Genomic DNA, 17,727 nt, shown 5'->3' with positions numbered 1-17,727 from the left:
GGCATAATCAAAAAGACGAAGCTTTTAGAAAATAATCTGAAAAGTACAAACTAATTTCGTGTTTCTACCTTTATCTCAGTCTTGACCGAATTAGCGATAAAGCAGTTTTTGTGCGCCAAATGATGAAGCTTGTCGAGTTGTTTAGCGGTGGGTTGTTTAGTACCTAAAAAAACAATCTCAGGTCGTAGAGTCACCGTGGTAACCGATGAGCGGCCTGATTCATCTTCCTCAAGCACACCAATAGCATCATCCACATAAGAGTCGATCACGTACTTCTGCTTGGCGGCAATGCCCAAGAAAGTCAGCATATGACAGCTAGAAAGTGCCGCGATAAAGGCTTCTTCAGGGTCAACATTCGCTTCAACCGACAGTGGAAGTGGCACAACATGAGGAGAAGACGAAGCTGGCACCGTAACACCACCATCAAATTCCCATGTATGTCCGCGGCTGTACTGATTGTCGCTAAAGGTTTCGTTTTTCGCTTTTTCCCAGCGAATGACTGCTCCGTATTCAGACATAATTCCTTCCCTTTTTAATGCTCAATAAATTAACGGTCAGCTGGATGATTGACACCATCGTTAGTCACTACATCTCCAATATCAAAAGGGTTTACCCCTTCCAAACAACCGATATTAAAACCGTATTCATTTGGGCTTGATCGGCGTTGATGATGGGTATAGATACCACAGTTTGAGCAGAAGTAATGTTTAGCGGTATTAGTATTGAATTGATAAAGCTTAAGATGCTCAGCGCCTTTGAGGATCTTAATACCATCCAGCGCCACAGAGCCCGCAATCGCGCCTCTACGACGACAGATAGAACAATCACATCGGCGTGGCTTTTCTATTCCGTTAGGTAGGCTGAGTTCTAATTCGACTGCACCGCAGTGGCAGGTTGCCTTATGAAAAGGTTGGATAATAGTGTTACCGACGACTTTCATTTATATCTCCAATCACGTCCTTATGTTGCAGATATCATAACCAGATTGATGATATCTGTCCGTAAGCTGGCATTGAGTTCTAGAGATCCGTCATGGGTTGGGAAAGGTAACTCAAAATGACGTGGAGAGTTTGAGGTAAGTTAAACATCCACGTCATTCCATATTGAAAAAGGAACCAAGTTACTTAGAGTAAAACTCCCAGATAAGTAATAGCAACGACACCCAGAATCAGTCCAGAGAGCGACTTGCTAATTATTGGCAATTGAATAAAGTCGCTTAATCGATTTGATACAGCGAAATCCTTCCCTCCCCAATCTAAACGCTTAAAATCGAAACATAAGCTGAGAAACAGAAGGTGGCAGGCTGTCACGATACGAGCATGGAAAAAATCCTCCGCACCCATCGCTATCATAAAGGATGCAATATGGCAGATAGCGAGAGTAAGTTTCGGCAAAACTGAGCGATACTCTACCAACAGCAATTGAATTAACCAAAAGCCATAAATCACTTTTAATTGCCAAGGTACCACTTCACCAAATAAGAAAGTCTTACCCTCTCCTAACAGCAAGGTTTGTTCACCCATATAAACCCAATACCCGATTGTCGCCGCGAGCACCATCGAGATAAACATCGACAGGTAGGCCTGTTTTTTGAGCTGCACCAATACAAAACCAACAGACTGGAGAACAAAAAACACGACCAAACCTTTATCGACAGACTCGACACTCACCCACTGACTCATCGCCATAAAGCACAGTAGGTTAAACCCCATTTCGAGACCAAGAATTCGCTTTATCTCACTGGCGTTTTCGACTGGTTTGGTCAACGGCCAGAACAACACAGGCAAAACTAAAGTCAGAGCCAGTGCAAGCCAAATCGAGCTTTGCACAAGTAGATAGAAGCCACTGCCGTACACTAGGCAAAGAAGTAAAAACAGCCCAGATGATAAAGGAGAATAGACACTTGATTTCATCGACGCTCCTCACGTTCAGAAGAGACACGCTCAACCAGATCTACAGCACATAGATTGGCCGTTTCAATGCATCGCTCCAGCGTAACGGGGACTCGCCAGGTTTGTCTTGGATCAGACAGGTACTCACCGCTAAAAAAAACGTTAGAAAAGTTATTCATCGTTGTTGATAGCGAATTCTGAGCAGTCGGCTGAGTTAATGCGTGTTGCAGAACCCAATAGCGAGGTTGCCCACTCTCATTGGTCACCATATCGCCATAAAAGTAATCGGAATATAACGTTTCCAATTCTTGAGGTGTCACCATTTTCGCACCCAGACCAACCCTGAAACCTTGGTAGGCGGAATGTTCCAATAGATCTAATTGTCCAAAAAGCTGGAACAACAATTCATCCTTTACCTGCTCCTCTGTACAAGACAACATCGGCTTTTTGTAAAGTAGACCGATCGCATTATTAAGCTCAGTTGCTGTTACTGATAGACATGTTGTATCTCCTTGAGACGTACTTCGTGTCGTCACGTGATAACTCAAGCCCCAAGGAGAATCGAGAACTAATCCCACCGTCCTGTTCTTCAATACCGAAGGGACTTGAGAGAAATAGAACTGAAACCCGTGGCTCAGTACATACTCATAATTTAATACTGAACTGATCTCTGAGAATAAAGATTTGATAACGTGAGCGGGAAGCGCGAAGACGTAATAATCAGCTAAGACACGACAATCATTATGTAGCAGCACACTATCAATCCGAGTTCGTTTTTTATTGGGACAAATAGCTTTGGCTTTGTAGCCTAAGTGAAATTGAACGCCTTGCTTTTTAAGATGGTGAGTCAACGGATTAATAAGCGCATCACTAATCGGTTCTTTCATTCCCAAACTGTACGCGTCGGGGGCAGAGGCATGCAGCTCTCCATCTTTATTGTTGAGCAAATCCAAAATTGCCAACGCTGGCGTATCATCGGTTGCTCCAATCCAACCTAATAAGACCGAGCGAAGGAAATCGGCAAGTCCTGGCCGAGACTCATAAGCAAAAAACTCACTAACAGGAACCCCCAACAACTCCTCCATAGAATACGGTTTCTGTAACCTTTGCTTAAACCAAAGCGTGTCCTTTATGGGGACTTGAGCGTAAAGCATTGAATAAGCAGACTTTGCGTTGTCCCATAGCTTTTCAAAGCGGGAAAAGTATCCACGTTGAAACTGTATCGTTTTATTATTTTGTGCCCAAGAAAACTGAACCATATTCTGGGGATACAGTGAATCTAAACAATTGCCAGACTCACGAGGAACCTCTTTAAGGAAGTTTATCAAGTTGTAGTTTTTGGCGAAAAACTGTCGATGGGTAAGCTCATGAACCACGCCTCCCTCATCCACCGTTCCGACACATTTTCCTCCGGTGTAGAGTTCCTTATCGTAAACAGCCACATCGAAGCCTTGTTTTACACAATTATGAGCCACTGCTAAGCCAGAAATCCCAGCACCGAAAATGGCAACTTTGGGCCGCGTAGGGCCGGTGCTAACACCGACCTCACTTTCACTCTCATTGACATAATGACAGGTCATGTTTTCTCCTAAAACTATCGGTTCAAGATGACATGATTCGCGAGCTCTAAACGATATAGGTCGTGATTCGGAAGCTGATTCAATACTGGGTTGATGTCTAATTCAAACGGACTATTAGCCAGTGAACGACACATAATTAGGTCATCCCCAACAATCATCACTTTCGGTGTCGCCCCCTCCCAGACAAGTTGTGCCGATAGGTTTAGATCACTGATATTAATTCCACAATCGTAAGTGCGAGAATGCAAAATACCATTTTCTATTTCGTATCCACCAACTAACGCGATTGGATGCTGAACGGTCGGAAAGACAATCGCCTCATTCACCTCAGTAGCTGGTTGAGTTGGGAAAGTTATAGCGTCTTCGGCGTAAACAAAAGAAGCAGCAAGAAGGGTCACGAAGCCAAGAACGTTTTTCATTATATTTCTCCATTATTATATTTATTAGCGGGAATGTTCCCAAATGAGAATCTATCTCAAATTCAATGTCACAACTATTGGCTTATGTATTTTAATTCTGTGAGAGATACACCATTGATAGGGAAGGCGCCAAAAAAGAAAAAACTGATAAATATTAGATGGTTAAATAGATAAAAAAGACAACAAATGACCAATTGGGTAGAAAAAGAACTCTACGAGAGTTTCTTTGATGTCGTGATTTATTCAGGCTCTGGATGAAGAAATTAATAAACCTTAATAATTACATGAGCTTTAAATCATAAAAAACTCAAATAACAACTCAAAGGCTTCCTTACTAATATATTGATTATTAATATTTTATAAAACGGGACAATCTCTCACCTAAACTTGCGAGAAGACAGCTTGATCTTTCCTTCCGACATCTATTTTTAGCGGCATAAAGGGGATTACATAGACGGATATATTTCAATATGGATGAAGCACGAGCGTGTGACGAACAGAGAGGAATGGTGTCACCTTCGATGAAGAGGTCTTTTCACTGACAGACCTTTTCATCATAAACATTTTCCGCCTGAAAAAGCTGGTCAGCATTGAGGCTTCACTATTAATAAATTAACAATAATTGTTATCAGCCTGACCTCTCAACCAAACCATTAAAATTCTCAAGAAGATAATCTAAGAAGAGTCGAATACGCTTTGGCTGATATTTCTTGCTGATGTACACCACATTCAATTCGGCACTTGATACGGAAGTCGAGGTATTGAAGTTCTTCATGTAACCATTGAGCAAAGTCACAAGGCGTTGGTTATTGATGTCATCTTGCACATCCAGTACCGATTTAAGGGCAATACCCTCGCCTTTTAATGCCCAGTATCGAATCACTTCACCGTCATCTGAAAATCGCTTTGGAACAACGGTAATCGACTTCTTCATGTCGTGGTCTTGGAAATGCCATGTCTTAAGTTCTTCATTGCTGCGCAGCATCGCCAAACAATCATGTTCGACCAAATCTTGTGGCGTCAACGGCGTTCCATGCTTGGCAAGATATTCAGGCGAGGCACACAGTACACGTCGGCTTGGCGATAAGCGCCTGGATATCAAGCTGCTGTCGACCAATTCCCCATAGCGGATCACGATATCCATACCTGATTCCGCAATGTTCGACAGGTTATCGTTCAAATACAGATAAGGAATCACATCAGGATACTGCTGACAAAACTCCGACAAGATTGGCAGGATGTACTGCTTGCCGATGTCTTTCGGTGCTGCGATCTTTAATGGACCTTTAACTTCTTTGACACCATTTTGAATCAGGTTTTCAGCCTCGCTGACATTATCCAATATCTCCAGACACGCCTTGTGATACAGCTCGCCTGAGTCAGTCAAAGACACATGTCTTGTGCTTCGATTCAACAACTTCACACCATAACGCTCTTCCAACGCCTGAAGCCTTGCTGTCATGGTCGCAGGAGAAAGCCCTAACTCTCGTCCCGCCGCTGCTAACCCATGATGCTTAACGATACTGACGAACATCGCCATATCTGAAAACTTGTCCATTCACCTCTCCTACTATTCAGCCATTCATTATTCAGAAATTCCGAATAATGAATTTATATTTTAGACAATTATCAAAATTAGTCGAACAAATATAATGGCAACCATCAGCAGAACACGCAGGAATTCAGACAATGAACAACACACTAGCGAACCAAGAAAAGAGCACTTTCGTCATTATTGGTGGCACGTCAGGTATCGGTAAAGCACTAGCGATGCAATTGAGAAACGCAGACAACACAGTACACATTGCTAGCCGCCACACCGGTGTTGATATCAGCAATGAAAAGTCGATTTGCGAATACTTCGAACCCATTGGTCCATTCGATCACTTGGTGGTCACGGCAGGCTCATCCGCTCCGGCTGGAAAAGTGACAGACGTTGCTATCGATGACGCAAAGTCGGCATTTGATACCAAGTTTTGGGGCAGCCTAAACGTTGCTAAGCATGCTGCGCGTTACATGAAACCCAACAGTTCTATCACTCTCACCACAGGCATGTTGTCACGCAAAGTCGTCGCTGGCACTTACGTAAAAACCGCCATCAACGCTGCACTTGAAAGCGTAACTAAGGTGCTTGCAAAAGAACTCTCGCCAATTCGAGTGAACGCCGTAAGCCCGGGCTTAACCATGACGACAGCCTACAAAAACATGGACGACACCGCCCGCTCAGCCATGTACGACAACGCCAAAAATAACTTACCCGCAGGCAAGGTTGGCGAAGCTTCAGAGATCGCGATGGGTTATTTGTTCGCAATTAATAACCCATACGTGACTGGGTCAATCATCGACATCGATGGTGGCGCGCAGCTCGGCTAACACTCCGTAAAGAAGCAAAGAACAATCGTTAGGACGTGTATCTCAGCGTCCTAACAAACAAGAATTTAAATAGGTAACTCATCATGAAACAAGAACAGATCCCATTCCAAGTTTGGATACTGACACTCGCGGCTTTTGCGATTGGCACCGCTGAGTTTGTTATCGCAGGCATTCTTCCACAAATTGCGACCTCCCTTTCGATCACAGAAGGCCAAGCTGGCTACCTAATCAGTGCGTATGCGCTAGCTATCGTTATCGGCGGGCCAATCTTAACCATCTACCTTGCACGCTTTAACAAAAAGATGGTGCTGATTGGATTAATGGCGCTGTTCATTATTGGCAATGTCTTGTCTGCACTCGCACCAAGCTATCCGCTACTCCTCGCGAGCCGTGTTATCGCAGGCTTAGTTCAAGGTCCTTTCTATGGTATCGGAGCGGTTGTTGCGACCAATTTGGTATCGGAGAAAATGGCAGGTCGCGCCGTTGGTCAAATGTTCGCAGGCTTAACGCTCGCCAACGTTCTTGGAGTTCCAGCCGGTACTTGGGTGAGCTTGCAATTCGGTTGGCACACCACCTTCTTTACCGTTGCGGCACTTGGCACAGTTGCGATGATTTCAATCTTAACGTCAATCAAATCAACAGGTCACAGCGAAGCAAAAGACATCAAAACTCAGCTTATGGCTTTCAAAAATCCAATGCTGCTTATCAGCTTGGCGATCACCGCTTTTGCTTGGTCTGGCTTCATGACGCTCTACGGATACCTAGCACCTATCGCCATGCACATCACGGGTTACGGCCAAGAGTCTGTTACTTGGATCTTAGTAATTGTGGGTGTTGGTTTAATCATAGGTAACACCTTAGGTGGTCGCTCTTCAGATAAAAACCTCGGCAAAGCTTCAATGTTTTGGGCAGTCGCGATGATCGCTTCATTGGTTGTGGTTGGCCTTGTGGTAGACAACAAAATCCTATTCGTTGCAGCCGCATTTGTCTTTGGTATTGCATCATTTGCCAACGTTCCTGCCATGCAACTTCGAGTGATGAACCACGGTGGCGAAGGCCAAGAGCTAGCAGCAACAGCTAATATCTCAGCGTTTAACTTGGCCAATGCCTTTGGTGGATTCCTTGGTGGCATGGTGCTCGACAGCCAACTAGGCGCAGGAATGATTCCATTCGCAGCCGTTGTTGTCCCTGTCATTGGCTTACTGCTTATCGCCAAAGCCAACCGAGCTGACAAACCACAAAGCAACTCGATTTTCAGCCCAGCAGAAAGCAAGTAACGCGACTTGTAGCCCGAACACAAAACTAAAAGCACTGAATTCAAGAACACAAAATTAAAAAACACTGAATTAAAACAAGGTAGATACCATGAACAAATTATTCGAAACATCAGAACTGAAAGGCCTAGAACTGCAAAACCGCGTCGTTATGGCACCCATGACACGCGCTCGTACTAGCCAACCTGGAAACGTGCCAAACGACATGATGGCAACCTATTACCAACAACGCGCAAGTGCAGGTTTAATCATCACCGAAGCCACGCAAATATCCGACGACTCTCAAGGCTACTCATTCACACCCGGCGTTTATACCGATGCACAAATCGAAGGTTGGAAGTCAGTAACTACAGCAGCAAAAGACCAAGGCGCTGCGATATTCTGCCAGTTATGGCATGTCGGCCGCGTCTCTCACCCTACCTTTCAAAAGGGCGAACTGCCGATTGCACCGTCAGCTTTGGCTCCAATAGAAACTCAGGTTTGGATTTCTGACGAGAATGGTAATGGCAACATGGTCGATTGCATCCAGCCAAGAGAGATGACTCAAGCAGACATCGATCGTGTAGTTCAAGATTTTGCGAACTCAGCAAAGAAAGCTATCGAAGCAGGGTTCAACGGAGTAGAAATCCACGGTGGTAATGGCTACCTCATCGATCAATTCCTAAGAACCAATTCAAATAAGCGCACCGACAACTATGGTGGAAGCCGCGAGAACCGACTTCGCTTTCTAATCGAAGTAATGGATGCCGTGATTGACGCAATTGGTGCCGACAAAGTGGGCGTACGTTTAGCCCCATTCATCACATTCAAAGACATGAACTGCCCAGACATCGTGCCAACGATTTTAGAAGCCTCAAAGGCACTGCAAGCGCGTGATATCGCTTACCTACATCTTTCAGAAGCAGACTGGGATGACGCGCCAGTTATTCCTGAAAGCTTCCGTGTCGAGCTAAGAGCCTTGTTCTCCAACACCATCATCGTCGCTGGCAGCTACACACCACAACGCGCCGAAGAAGTATTGAGTGAAGGCTACGCGGATCTCGTCGCATTTGGCCGCCCATTCGTCTCTAACCCAGATTTGGTAACACGTCTACAAAACGGCAGCGAACTATCTGAACTCGACGGCGCGACTCTGTTTGGTGGTAATGAAAAAGGCTATACCGATTACCCTGCGTTGTAGTGGGTTTTGAAGTGCTAACAATGCCTTAAGTTTTCCTTCAGGCAAAAGAAAGGCTCGCATGACTAGTGCGAGCCTTATGCAGTTTAGGGGGTAAACCACAATCTGATATTAATTTGGGACTAATTATTTAACTTATGAGCCAGTATGCACTTGCGCGCATTGATATTCTATTTTTAAATGATTCACTGCAATTAATCAATCGATAAAAGTTAGCGTTTGGTCAATTTAAACCACATAAATAACAGTGATTTAGTGAGCGCTGTCTAGAAAATCATCATAATTCCCATATAAATCAGATTTATAGGCTTCTCATTTGCCAATAACCCTCACCATTGGTTGCGAGCTGACTATGTAAATAATCAAGCGTGTCAGCAACCTGTCCAGCAATGCCTTGTGGCGGATTAAACAATAATAAACCGCTGCCGATGAGGCGATCATCACCCTTGGGATCGCGCAGTCGTAATTCCGATTTAATCGGGCTTGGTAACAAGCCATCTTTCACTGCAGTCACGCAGTGGTTCAAAATCAGTGAGCTTTTGTCATCCGTGTAGAGCGGATACCAGATCAGAGCAGACACTTTCTCAGATTGCTGATAAGCCTTAACCAAGGCATCAATTACTGCGAGATATTCAGAATCGGTTTCGTAAGGTGGATCGATAACAATCAGGTGGTGGTTATCGTGCTTGGCCACATCATCAGGTAGCGCTTTAAGCCCGTCGCCTGCGGTAATGGTGAGCTTACTTGAAACATCAAGGTCGCGTTGCAGCTTCTCAATATTGGTTTGCAGTAAGTCGGCTTCGTCTTGCTGAATATCTGAAAAATAAAAGCTGTCTTGGCTGCGACCTTGTTGATATGCGATGGCAGCAGAGCCGGGATACAAAGAGATAAGCCGATCCGGATTGTAGTATTCCAGTACCGACATAAAAGAAGCGAATGACTCTGGAAGGTAAGCCTTATTTTGCCAAAGATACCCGACCCCTTCAGCAAACTCGCCCGCGTGATTACTTGGCGCGGTGTTTAGGTCGTAGCACCCTGTTCCTGAGTGCGTGTCGATAACATTGAGGCGTGAGTGTTGCTGCATTAATGATTTAACCAGTGCACTCAATACCGGATGCTTGAGTGCATCCCCATGATCGCCTACATGACATTGATGTCGATATTCCATTCCCTTGCCTCATTTCTACTGACGTCATCTAAACATACTTCATATCACACGCAGTTGCCTATTCAATCCATCGTTTTTTGAAATAGCTTCTCTTTTCGCTAACTGTCTGACTCTTATAAAAAATAAAGCCCTTCGTTTTATTACAAACGAAGGGCTTTATTGACGTTACTTGCTAACTTGTGCTGCTAACGAACAGACAACCTAAGGGTACTCGCCCTCAACTTCTACTGGAGCTTTTACTTTGTAGTGACAAGGCTGCAGGCCAAGCAACTTAGGCAGAGTGATGCCGACGGAAACGGAAGACCAAGTACCGCTGACAATGCCGACAACCAATGCAATCGCAAAACCTTGCAGCGCAGCGCCACCCAGTAGCCAAAGCGCCGATACCGTGATCAACGTGGTTCCGGATGTCACCATGGTGCGCGAGAAAGTCGCTTTAACCGATTCGTTAAGCAGGTTATCAGTGTCACCGTTAGGGTTGCCACGCAGCATCTCACGGACACGGTCGGCGATGATGATTGAGTCATTGAGTGAGTAACCCAAAATCGCTAGCACGGCCGCCAATACGGTCAGGTTGAACTCAAACTGAGTAAAAGCGAACAATCCCAAGATAAGCGTGACGTCATAGATGATCGCGGCAAGTGCACCCAGAGCCAAACGCCATTCAAATCGTACACTTAGGTACAGCATGATCATTAGGAAGCACACCAACACCGCCAAGCCACCTTGGTCAACCATGTCTTGACCTACTTGAGGGCCAACCACGCTGCTGTTAAGCACTTTCACTTGGTCGCTCACCGATGACAAAGCATCCACTAAGTTTGGTTGTGGAGCATCAGTCAGCTGGCTGTAACGAATCGTCCAGCGATCTTGTTCTGCCATACCAACCACTTGCACGTCTTGTTGGAAAGCCGTATCAAGCTTGGTTTTCAACGCGTCTTTTGTTACTTGATCAGAGAGCTGAACCTCGGCAACCACACCGCCAGTAAAGTCCAAGCCCCAGTTAAAACCTTTCACTGCCACCAGCATCACAGAGCTCATGAACAGCACAATAGAAATCACAGACATCACCTTACGAAGGCGAGTCATATTGCTGTCTGTAATATAGCGGTCTGAAACATAGCTGTTTGAATTAGTCATATTTGAAATACTCATGCTTAAATCCTTACGTCGTGGCGTTGGTCACGCCCCCAAACCAAATTGATGATCGCTCGCGAAGCAAAAATGCCCGTAAACATACTGGTTAGAAGACCTAAGCCCAGTGTCAAAGCGAAGCCCTGAATCGGGCCATTACCAATGGTGTATAGAGCCACAGCAACAATCATGGTAGTGACGTTGGCATCGAAAATAGAAGAGAACGCACTATCAAAGCCACGGTCGATGGAGCTAGCAAAGCTGCGTCCTTCTTTCATCTTGTCTCGAATACGTTCGAAGATAAGCACGTTGGTATCTACCGCCATACCGACGGTTAGTACCAAGCCCGCAATACCTGGCAAGGTTAAGACTGCACCCGGTAACAAGGCAATCAAACCAAACAATGTGGTCATGTTGACGACCAATGCAGCGTTCGCAACCCAACCAAGACGGCGATACCATAGCGCCATAAACGTTAGAGTTAGACCAAGGCCAAGTGCCAAAGCAGCAAAGCCGTTAGTGACGTTTTCAGCACCCAAAGATGGGCCAATGGTACGTTCTTCAATGATGGTCACGGGCGCAGTAAGTGAACCCGCACGCAGCAGTAACGCAAGCTCTTGCGCTTCTGCCAAGCTGCCAGCGCCAGTAATTCTGAAGCGGCTACCCAGTTGAGACTGAATGTTTGCCACACTGATCACTTCACTGTCTTGCTTGCTGTTGCCCGCTCTATCACGACTGTATTCGCTGTACACCGTTGCCATTGGCTTACCGATGTTATGACGTGAGAACTCAGACATTTTCTTACCACCAGAAGAATCTAGGGTAATGTTTACTTCTGCGCTGCCCATCTCACCAATGCCACTGCGAGCATCGATAATGTGTTCTCCGCTCAGTACCGCTTTACGGTCTACAACCACACGGTTGCCGTCTGAATCTTTGAGGGTTTGAGTGCTGCGCGTTGGGTTGTCGTAAACAGAGTAGAACGCCAAAGATGCGGTTGCACCAATCACGTCTTTCGCAGCTGCAGGGTCTTGTACACCCGGCAATTCAATACGAATACGGCTTTCACCTTGACGTTGGATCGATGCTTCCGTGATGCCTAACTCTTCAATACGGCTGCGCATGATTTGCAGGTTTTGTTGAACGGTAAGGTTGCGTAGCGTTCTTTGTTCTTCTTCAGACTGAGTTAACGTCAGTGATTTATCTGAACGATCACGTAGCCAATGTGGGAACTCTTCACGAATCAGCTTCTGAGCTTTTTCAAAATCAGCGTCGGTACGGAAATCAAACTGAACTTGGTTGTGCACCACTTTACCGCGGGCATAACGCACTTCGCTGGTGATCTCGTCGACCATCGCTTGTGCTTGCGCGTGATAAACCGGCTCCATATCCACTTCCAACAAGAACTGCACACCACCACGCAAATCAAGGCCTAGCTGAATCGGTGCAAAGCCCATGTCAGTCAGCCATTTTGGTGCTGCAGGCTCCATAGCAAGCGCAACCGTCGCGTTGTCGAGGAAGCGCTCATTAAGCACTTCTTTGGCTTTCGCTTGTTGCTCAGCATCTTCTAAGATCACCACTAAACGTTTGTCTTTTTGAAAGGCTGATTTGGCTTGAATGCCTTCGCTAGCAAGGTATTGCGTCACTTGAGTGGCGTCGATCGTCTGCTCAGAGCGGTTACTGATTTGAACCGAGGCGTCCTCACCAAACCAAGAAGGTAAGGCACTTAGAATCATGATGATGATGGTGGCGATAAGCACCACGTATTTCCACTTTGAGTAGTGGTTAATTTGTTTTCTTGGAATGCGTTTTTTCACAGTCAAGATCTCTTCTTTTTACCAATCACCGTAAATACGTGCTCAAAAATAGAGCCGGAAAAAAGCAGTGATCGAGCATTTTAACCAGCTTGGGTGACCAGTTATTTACTACGATTGGTATAACTAATGTTTTGCGAACACGAGCGATGACTAGTCACAACCAGAAAAAGCTGATTGAGTAATAGTGAGGCTAATAATTGTGTGTCGCTATATTGGGTTAATTGGTGCGCTCAACGGGCACAAGTGACCATCGATACGACCAATTTAAGGTCAAACGATTAGCTAAGAAGATCTCGGAAATGCGAGTATTGAATATTGCCCTCTTTCCACCCCGAAAGCCGGGAGGACGGGGAACTCACAATACTGGTCCAATGCTGTTTGGAATCCAACAGAGGTGTGTTGACCAACAGGGAGGCCAGCAAAGAGGGAGGTGCGAAGTCAATCAGCAGATGATAAGCCGGCTCAAGATCGGCCGAATTTTCTTGCTCATTGGTTAATATACGTCGAAAAGTAGCAGCTTGAAGGCTCGATTCAGAATCATGGTAGTTGGAGCTGTCACCTACAGACGAGGTGTCCAACTGAACCTTATCGCACTCTAAATAGGCTGATGGATTATCCGCAGTTGCCTGTTTACAAAGATTAGTCTGCGAAGACTGCTCTTGAGCCGAATGAATTTGAAATGGCTTAGAAGGAAACGAATAGCCGTTAGAATTCACTAAGCCAAAGCTCAGTAAAAATAACATTAAGACTAATCGAGTACCTAGTTTAAGCAATTAACAAGAATCCTGAATGGTAGAAACAGCGACAATATATAACAGCTATGAAAGTTACAATTGATTTAAAATCACAACCGCGCATATTTGACACTGCGCTGACAATCGCTCACCTCATCGCGCAGTGTTCATGCATCCACAATCGCCAGAAAACAAAAAGCCAAGCAATAACTGCTTGGCTTTGATTTGGTCGCGTGAACAGAGATTTAAGCTATCGTTTCACGTTCTACCCTAAGCCTTGGGCTTTAGGCTTTAGGCTTTAGGCTTTAGGCTTTAGGCTTTAGGACGCATGATGTTCTTAACCTTACGGCTATTTTTACCAAAGATGCGTTGAACTAACGCATTCATATCTTCCGCAGTGATCGACCTCGCAACACGCTCAACTTGAGATAAAGCTTCGATGTCGTAACCATGAAGCAGATAACGAGACACGTACCACGCTTGGTCAATAGAGCTCATCTCAAGAGGCGTGAAGTCAGCTTCAAACTGTTTCACAACCGCTCGCATTTCCTCTTCAGAGACACCTTGTAGAAGGTCTGCAATCACCTTATCGATCGCCACTTCCACTTTATCCACGTTCTCTGGCGCGATCATCGCACCAATAACCCACTCACCACTCAGCTCACTATCTGCGGATGCTGAATACGTATAAGGCGAGTAATCTAAGCTCAACTCTTCACGAATATAGGTATCTAAACGAGTCGCCAACAGACGTTCCAGTAACCCTTCCATGAAGATCTCTTTTGCCGTAAAGCCTTCTTCGGTTTCAGGCTCTGAGATGACTCGTAAGACGTACTCTGCACTATCCACATTATTGATGGCTAAATCAATGCGTGGTTCTGATGGCTGTTTGAAAGCCACCTTAAAGTCAGGCACAACTGCTTTTTCCAATGGAATCGAAGCCAAATATTGCTGAACCAAAGGCTTCAACACGCTTGGGTCGATGTCACCTACGATCACCAATTGGTTATGTCTCATTTGACCAAACAGCTGCTGATGAAGGTTAGCGATGTCTTCCACAGAAACCGCTTCAACACGCTCTTTATCTACAAAATGGTGACGACTCTCCTGACGATAGATATTCTGATTTATTGCGCGTTCAAACTGGCCAACAGGGCTACTCAAGAAAGATTCTTGACCCTGTACAAACTCCTGCCTCACCGCAGCTAATTGCTCGGGATTAATTTTAGGCGCAGTGATGAAGGTATAAAGCGCAGCAAACGTATCTTTAAGCCCATCTTTTTTGATATTAAATTCAATACCATGACGAGTATTACCAATGAAACTGTCTGCGCGAATATCTTCACGATCAAAATACGCTAAAAGTTCAGAACCCGTAAACTCACCGACGCCGCTTCGAGCGAAAGTGGGTAACGCAACCTCAACGGCGGGGTACAAGCTCGGATCCAACGCGGCTTTTCCGCCGAGGCTCATGTACATCACGCCAACATCATCACCTGCAACATAGTCACGCAAGTACCACATGTCGATACCATTGCTTAACGTCCACTTTTGGATGTATGGGTCTACGGACACTTGTTCAGCCAGTACAACCTCGCCCGTCGAACTCGGTACAGCAAAGGCACTCGCTGTTGCAATCGTGAGTGACTGTGTTCCAGTCTCACCGTACGTCGCTTTTAAGCTATCGAGGGAGTTAATGACAGCAGCTCTGTCTTCAGAATCGTCCAGTCCAATAACAAAGAAGTAATCATCAGAGAGCAGATTTTTGATGTTGTCGTTGATCGCTTCCAGGCTTAGGTTAGCAATGAAGGCTTCCAAACTGGCTTGATAGTCTTTCTGTGATTGAACGATTCGGTCAGTCACTAACGAACTTGCTTTGTAGTTCGCGTGTTCAACGCTGTCCATTTTATCCCAGTCATGCTCGATGTTATCTAGCAAGTCTTGGTAGTAGTGCTGCTCGCCGACGATATCCGTTTCCGAAACACCAAAATCACGCAGTGATGCCAAGGTAGAAAGCAGCTCTTGTTGGATGACTTCACGACCACCTGCGGGGAAACCAACGCTTGTTGATGAGTAATTCAGAGAGCCCATCTGATAGTTATCAGACGCTATCCATTGAGTCGGCAACGCTGCATCATTGAATACCGCTTCGAGTCGCTGGCGAATGAGTTGTTGCGAGGTTTCATCTAACCAACGTTGATGCTGTTGAGCATGATTTTCAATGCGGTATAAACCGCGATTAAACGTCAGAGTGATGCTCGGCGCTTCTCTTCCTGCGTATTCAACATAATCATCTTCATTGAACGAGGTCGTTTTCTGTTTTTCTGGTCTTGGTGTGTCACCACGCTCCCAGCTCGAAAATTTCTCTTCAATCAATGGGATCAAGGTTTTGATGTCTACATCACCTGAAATGACTAACTCAGCGATTTGAGGTTGGTACCAAGTTTGGTAGAAGTTAGATAGGCCTTGAGAGGTTGCATCGACAACCGACGTTTTGGTGCCCAATGCGTCTTGAGATTCGTACGGACCGCCTTCAATGAAGTGGTCATAAAATACCTCTCCGAATGACTTGTCATCAAGGCGAGCCATTCGAAACTCACCAAGAATCACGCCTTTCTCTTTTTCAACTTCTGAGCTTGCGATGTCTAGGCCGTCACCCACATCACGCATCCACGTCAGAGCAGACTGCAATTGAACGTTATCTGGCAAATCTAACTGGTATACCGTCTCTTCATAAGAGGTGTAAGCATTAATATCAGCACCAAAGCTAGCGCCTGCATCTTCAAACAGACGAATCACATCGTTCTGAGAAAAGTTTTTACTGCCATTGAATGCCATGTGCTCGACGAAGTGAGCATAACCTTCCTGTTGAGAAGTCTCCTGAATCGAACCCGCATGCACGACTAAACGTACAGAGACTGACTCTTCATGATCAGGGTAAACATGGTAGGTAAGACCGTTTTCCAGTTGACCTGAAGTCCACGCAGGATCCGGTTGGATTAAGTTTTCGGTAGTTTTTGATGTTGAGCTACAGCCAACCAAAGTTAGGCATAGTGCCGTCGCTAAATAATATGTTTTCATAACAACCTCTTAATGTCATTCATCGACAATATACAGATTGAGCTAATGATTATTATTTAATATTTAACCCGATGAATATCTTTGTGATCTGGATCTTTATTTTATAAATCACCATGCGCTATGTAAGATCGGCGGTGTTCATTTAAAGTGGCGTTTTAATAAGAGCCTATTACATCCATTTAAACTCGCTAACTACATCCATCTAAAATCAATAGCTACATACCCTTAAACAGGACTTGCGAGGCGCGGCTGATAGGTAACTTCTCGCCTGACACATACGCCGACATCTGGCCGGAAAGGCCTTTCTTGACCTTATCTATTGCGGAGACTTTCACCACTACGGAACGGTGGATCTGCCAAAACTCATCCGGATTGAGCTGAGCGATCAGCTCTTTTAGAGACGCGCGAAGAATAAACTCTTCTAGCACACCCCTTTGGCCCTTTTTAAATATAGACACGTACTTATCTTCTGCTTTGAAGTACGCCACATCATCGACGGCAATCAGGTGAATGTCTTCACCGACACTGGCTTTGAGCCATGTGAGGTGCTTTTGCTGCGGTCGATAGGGAGGTTGCTGCGAGGTTGACTGGGATAACTGTTGAAGCTGGTTCATTAGCGCCGCAATATCAGGCTGTTCCGGCGTGCTAGCTGATTGCGTTTGATTACTCGACAAGCGTGCTTGAACCTTCTCGCATGTGGCCAGTAAGCGCTCTTCGTTGATAGGTTTCAGCAGGTAATCCATCGCATTGTGTTCAAAGGCTTTAACTGCGTACTCGTCGTAAGCCGTAATGAAAACCACCAATGGCGGCGAATCTAGCTTGTTGAGTTGTTTCGCCAGCGAGATCCCATCCAGCTCAGGCATACGAATATCGAGAAACGCCACGTCGGGCTTAAGCTGCTGAATACTCTGCATCGCCTCCAAACCGTTTTGTGCCTTGCTGACGATTTCTAGCTCCGGCCAAACCTCAGCCAAGCTCTTGTCTAAGTGATGCCTTAACAGTGCTTCATCGTCTGCGATAATCGCCGTTACGCTCGGCTGGATTACTGAGTTGTTCATGGTTAGTCCTTTAAATTCAC

Annotated in this window: 15 protein-coding genes; 3 read left to right on the top strand and 12 right to left on the bottom strand. The window is 45.5% G+C overall.

Annotation, left to right across the window (positions count from 1 at the left end):
• Positions 1-50: 50 nt before the first annotated feature.
• The 6 genes from BCT49_RS06150 to BCT49_RS06125 form a co-directional block, all read right to left on the bottom strand.
• A complete protein-coding gene (locus BCT49_RS06150) occupies positions 51-518 on the bottom strand; it encodes an OsmC family protein (RefSeq protein WP_102434557.1) in 468 nt (155 codons plus the stop codon).
• Between the two features lie 29 nt (positions 519-547).
• The gene (locus tag BCT49_RS06145; protein WP_102434556.1) at positions 548-940 is read right to left on the bottom strand and encodes a GFA family protein; all 393 of its coding nucleotides are present in this window, start codon (positions 938-940) and stop codon (positions 548-550) included.
• Between the two features lie 184 nt (positions 941-1,124).
• Entirely contained in the window at positions 1,125-1,913 is a 789-nt protein-coding gene (locus tag BCT49_RS06140) for a hypothetical protein (RefSeq protein WP_102434555.1), read from the bottom strand.
• Entirely contained in the window at positions 1,910-3,472 is a 1,563-nt protein-coding gene (locus BCT49_RS06135) for an NAD(P)-binding protein (protein ID WP_102434554.1), read from the bottom strand. Before BCT49_RS06135 ends, BCT49_RS06140 begins: the two co-directional genes overlap by 4 nt.
• Positions 3,473-3,486: 14 nt before the next feature.
• A complete protein-coding gene (locus BCT49_RS06130; RefSeq protein WP_102434553.1) occupies positions 3,487-3,891 on the bottom strand; it encodes a hypothetical protein in 405 nt (134 codons plus the stop codon).
• A gap of 628 nt (positions 3,892-4,519) precedes the next feature.
• A complete protein-coding gene (locus BCT49_RS06125) occupies positions 4,520-5,449 on the bottom strand; it encodes a LysR family transcriptional regulator (RefSeq protein ID WP_102434552.1) in 930 nt (309 codons plus the stop codon).
• 131 nt (positions 5,450-5,580) lie between these two features.
• Between BCT49_RS06125 and BCT49_RS06120 the strand changes: the two genes are divergently transcribed.
• The 3 genes from BCT49_RS06120 to BCT49_RS06110 all read left to right on the top strand — a co-directional run bounded on the left by BCT49_RS06120 (position 5,581) and on the right by BCT49_RS06110 (position 8,718).
• The gene (locus tag BCT49_RS06120) at positions 5,581-6,264 is read left to right on the top strand and encodes an SDR family oxidoreductase (protein WP_102434551.1); all 684 of its coding nucleotides are present in this window, start codon (positions 5,581-5,583) and stop codon (positions 6,262-6,264) included.
• A gap of 83 nt (positions 6,265-6,347) precedes the next feature.
• A complete protein-coding gene (locus tag BCT49_RS06115; RefSeq protein WP_102434550.1) occupies positions 6,348-7,541 on the top strand; it encodes an MFS transporter in 1,194 nt (397 codons plus the stop codon).
• 88 nt (positions 7,542-7,629) lie between these two features.
• Positions 7,630-8,718 (top strand): alkene reductase, encoded by a 1,089-nt coding sequence (locus BCT49_RS06110; protein WP_102434549.1) that lies wholly within the window; start codon positions 7,630-7,632, stop codon positions 8,716-8,718.
• Positions 8,719-9,016: 298 nt separating this feature from the next.
• On the opposite strand, the gene rlmJ is transcribed toward BCT49_RS06110, so the two are convergent.
• From rlmJ to BCT49_RS06080, 6 genes are all read right to left on the bottom strand, one after another.
• Positions 9,017-9,883, bottom strand: coding sequence for a 23S rRNA (adenine(2030)-N(6))-methyltransferase RlmJ (rlmJ, locus tag BCT49_RS06105; protein WP_102434548.1), 867 nt, complete (start codon positions 9,881-9,883; stop codon positions 9,017-9,019).
• Between the two features lie 201 nt (positions 9,884-10,084).
• Positions 10,085-11,038 (bottom strand): protein translocase subunit SecF, encoded by a 954-nt coding sequence (secF, locus tag BCT49_RS06100; protein ID WP_102434547.1) that lies wholly within the window; start codon positions 11,036-11,038, stop codon positions 10,085-10,087.
• Between the two features lie 2 nt (positions 11,039-11,040).
• The gene (gene secD, locus BCT49_RS06095) at positions 11,041-12,840 is read right to left on the bottom strand and encodes a protein translocase subunit SecD (RefSeq protein ID WP_102434546.1); all 1,800 of its coding nucleotides are present in this window, start codon (positions 12,838-12,840) and stop codon (positions 11,041-11,043) included.
• Between the two features lie 272 nt (positions 12,841-13,112).
• Positions 13,113-13,577, bottom strand: coding sequence for a hypothetical protein (locus tag BCT49_RS06090; protein ID WP_102434545.1), 465 nt, complete (start codon positions 13,575-13,577; stop codon positions 13,113-13,115).
• Between the two features lie 303 nt (positions 13,578-13,880).
• A complete protein-coding gene (locus tag BCT49_RS06085) occupies positions 13,881-16,649 on the bottom strand; it encodes a M16 family metallopeptidase (RefSeq protein ID WP_102434544.1) in 2,769 nt (922 codons plus the stop codon).
• A 215-nt stretch (positions 16,650-16,864) separates the two neighbouring features.
• Positions 16,865-17,707, bottom strand: coding sequence for a LytR/AlgR family response regulator transcription factor (locus BCT49_RS06080; RefSeq protein WP_102434543.1), 843 nt, complete (start codon positions 17,705-17,707; stop codon positions 16,865-16,867).
• Between the last annotated feature and the right edge of the window lie 20 nt (positions 17,708-17,727).

The sequence above is a fragment of the Vibrio lentus genome, from assembly GCF_002875945.1.
GTDB classification, from domain to species: domain Bacteria; phylum Pseudomonadota; class Gammaproteobacteria; order Enterobacterales; family Vibrionaceae; genus Vibrio; species Vibrio apostichopi.
The sequence above is the reverse complement of the archived record's forward strand: the minus strand, read 5'-3'. Positions and strand labels throughout refer to the sequence as shown.

Bases quoted from the DNA above. Each gene is read 5' to 3' on its own strand.
- BCT49_RS06150 (WP_102434557.1), bottom strand. From the start codon at position 518: ATGTCTGAATACGGAGCAGTCATTCGCTGGGAAAAAGCGAAAAACGAA.
- BCT49_RS06145 (WP_102434556.1), bottom strand. From the start codon at position 940: ATGAAAGTCGTCGGTAACACTATTATCCAACCTTTTCATAAGGCAACC.
- BCT49_RS06140 (WP_102434555.1), bottom strand. From the start codon at position 1,913: ATGAAATCAAGTGTCTATTCTCCTTTATCATCTGGGCTGTTTTTACTT.
- BCT49_RS06135 (WP_102434554.1), bottom strand. From the start codon at position 3,472: ATGACCTGTCATTATGTCAATGAGAGTGAAAGTGAGGTCGGTGTTAGC.
- BCT49_RS06130 (WP_102434553.1), bottom strand. From the start codon at position 3,891: ATGAAAAACGTTCTTGGCTTCGTGACCCTTCTTGCTGCTTCTTTTGTT.
- BCT49_RS06125 (WP_102434552.1), bottom strand. From the start codon at position 5,449: ATGGACAAGTTTTCAGATATGGCGATGTTCGTCAGTATCGTTAAGCAT.
- BCT49_RS06120 (WP_102434551.1), top strand. From the start codon at position 5,581: ATGAACAACACACTAGCGAACCAAGAAAAGAGCACTTTCGTCATTATT.
- BCT49_RS06115 (WP_102434550.1), top strand. From the start codon at position 6,348: ATGAAACAAGAACAGATCCCATTCCAAGTTTGGATACTGACACTCGCG.
- BCT49_RS06110 (WP_102434549.1), top strand. From the start codon at position 7,630: ATGAACAAATTATTCGAAACATCAGAACTGAAAGGCCTAGAACTGCAA.
- rlmJ (WP_102434548.1), bottom strand. From the start codon at position 9,883: ATGGAATATCGACATCAATGTCATGTAGGCGATCATGGGGATGCACTC.
- secF (WP_102434547.1), bottom strand. From the start codon at position 11,038: ATGAGTATTTCAAATATGACTAATTCAAACAGCTATGTTTCAGACCGC.
- BCT49_RS06090 (WP_102434545.1), bottom strand. From the start codon at position 13,577: ATGTTATTTTTACTGAGCTTTGGCTTAGTGAATTCTAACGGCTATTCG.
- BCT49_RS06085 (WP_102434544.1), bottom strand. From the start codon at position 16,649: ATGAAAACATATTATTTAGCGACGGCACTATGCCTAACTTTGGTTGGC.
- BCT49_RS06080 (WP_102434543.1), bottom strand. From the start codon at position 17,707: ATGAACAACTCAGTAATCCAGCCGAGCGTAACGGCGATTATCGCAGAC.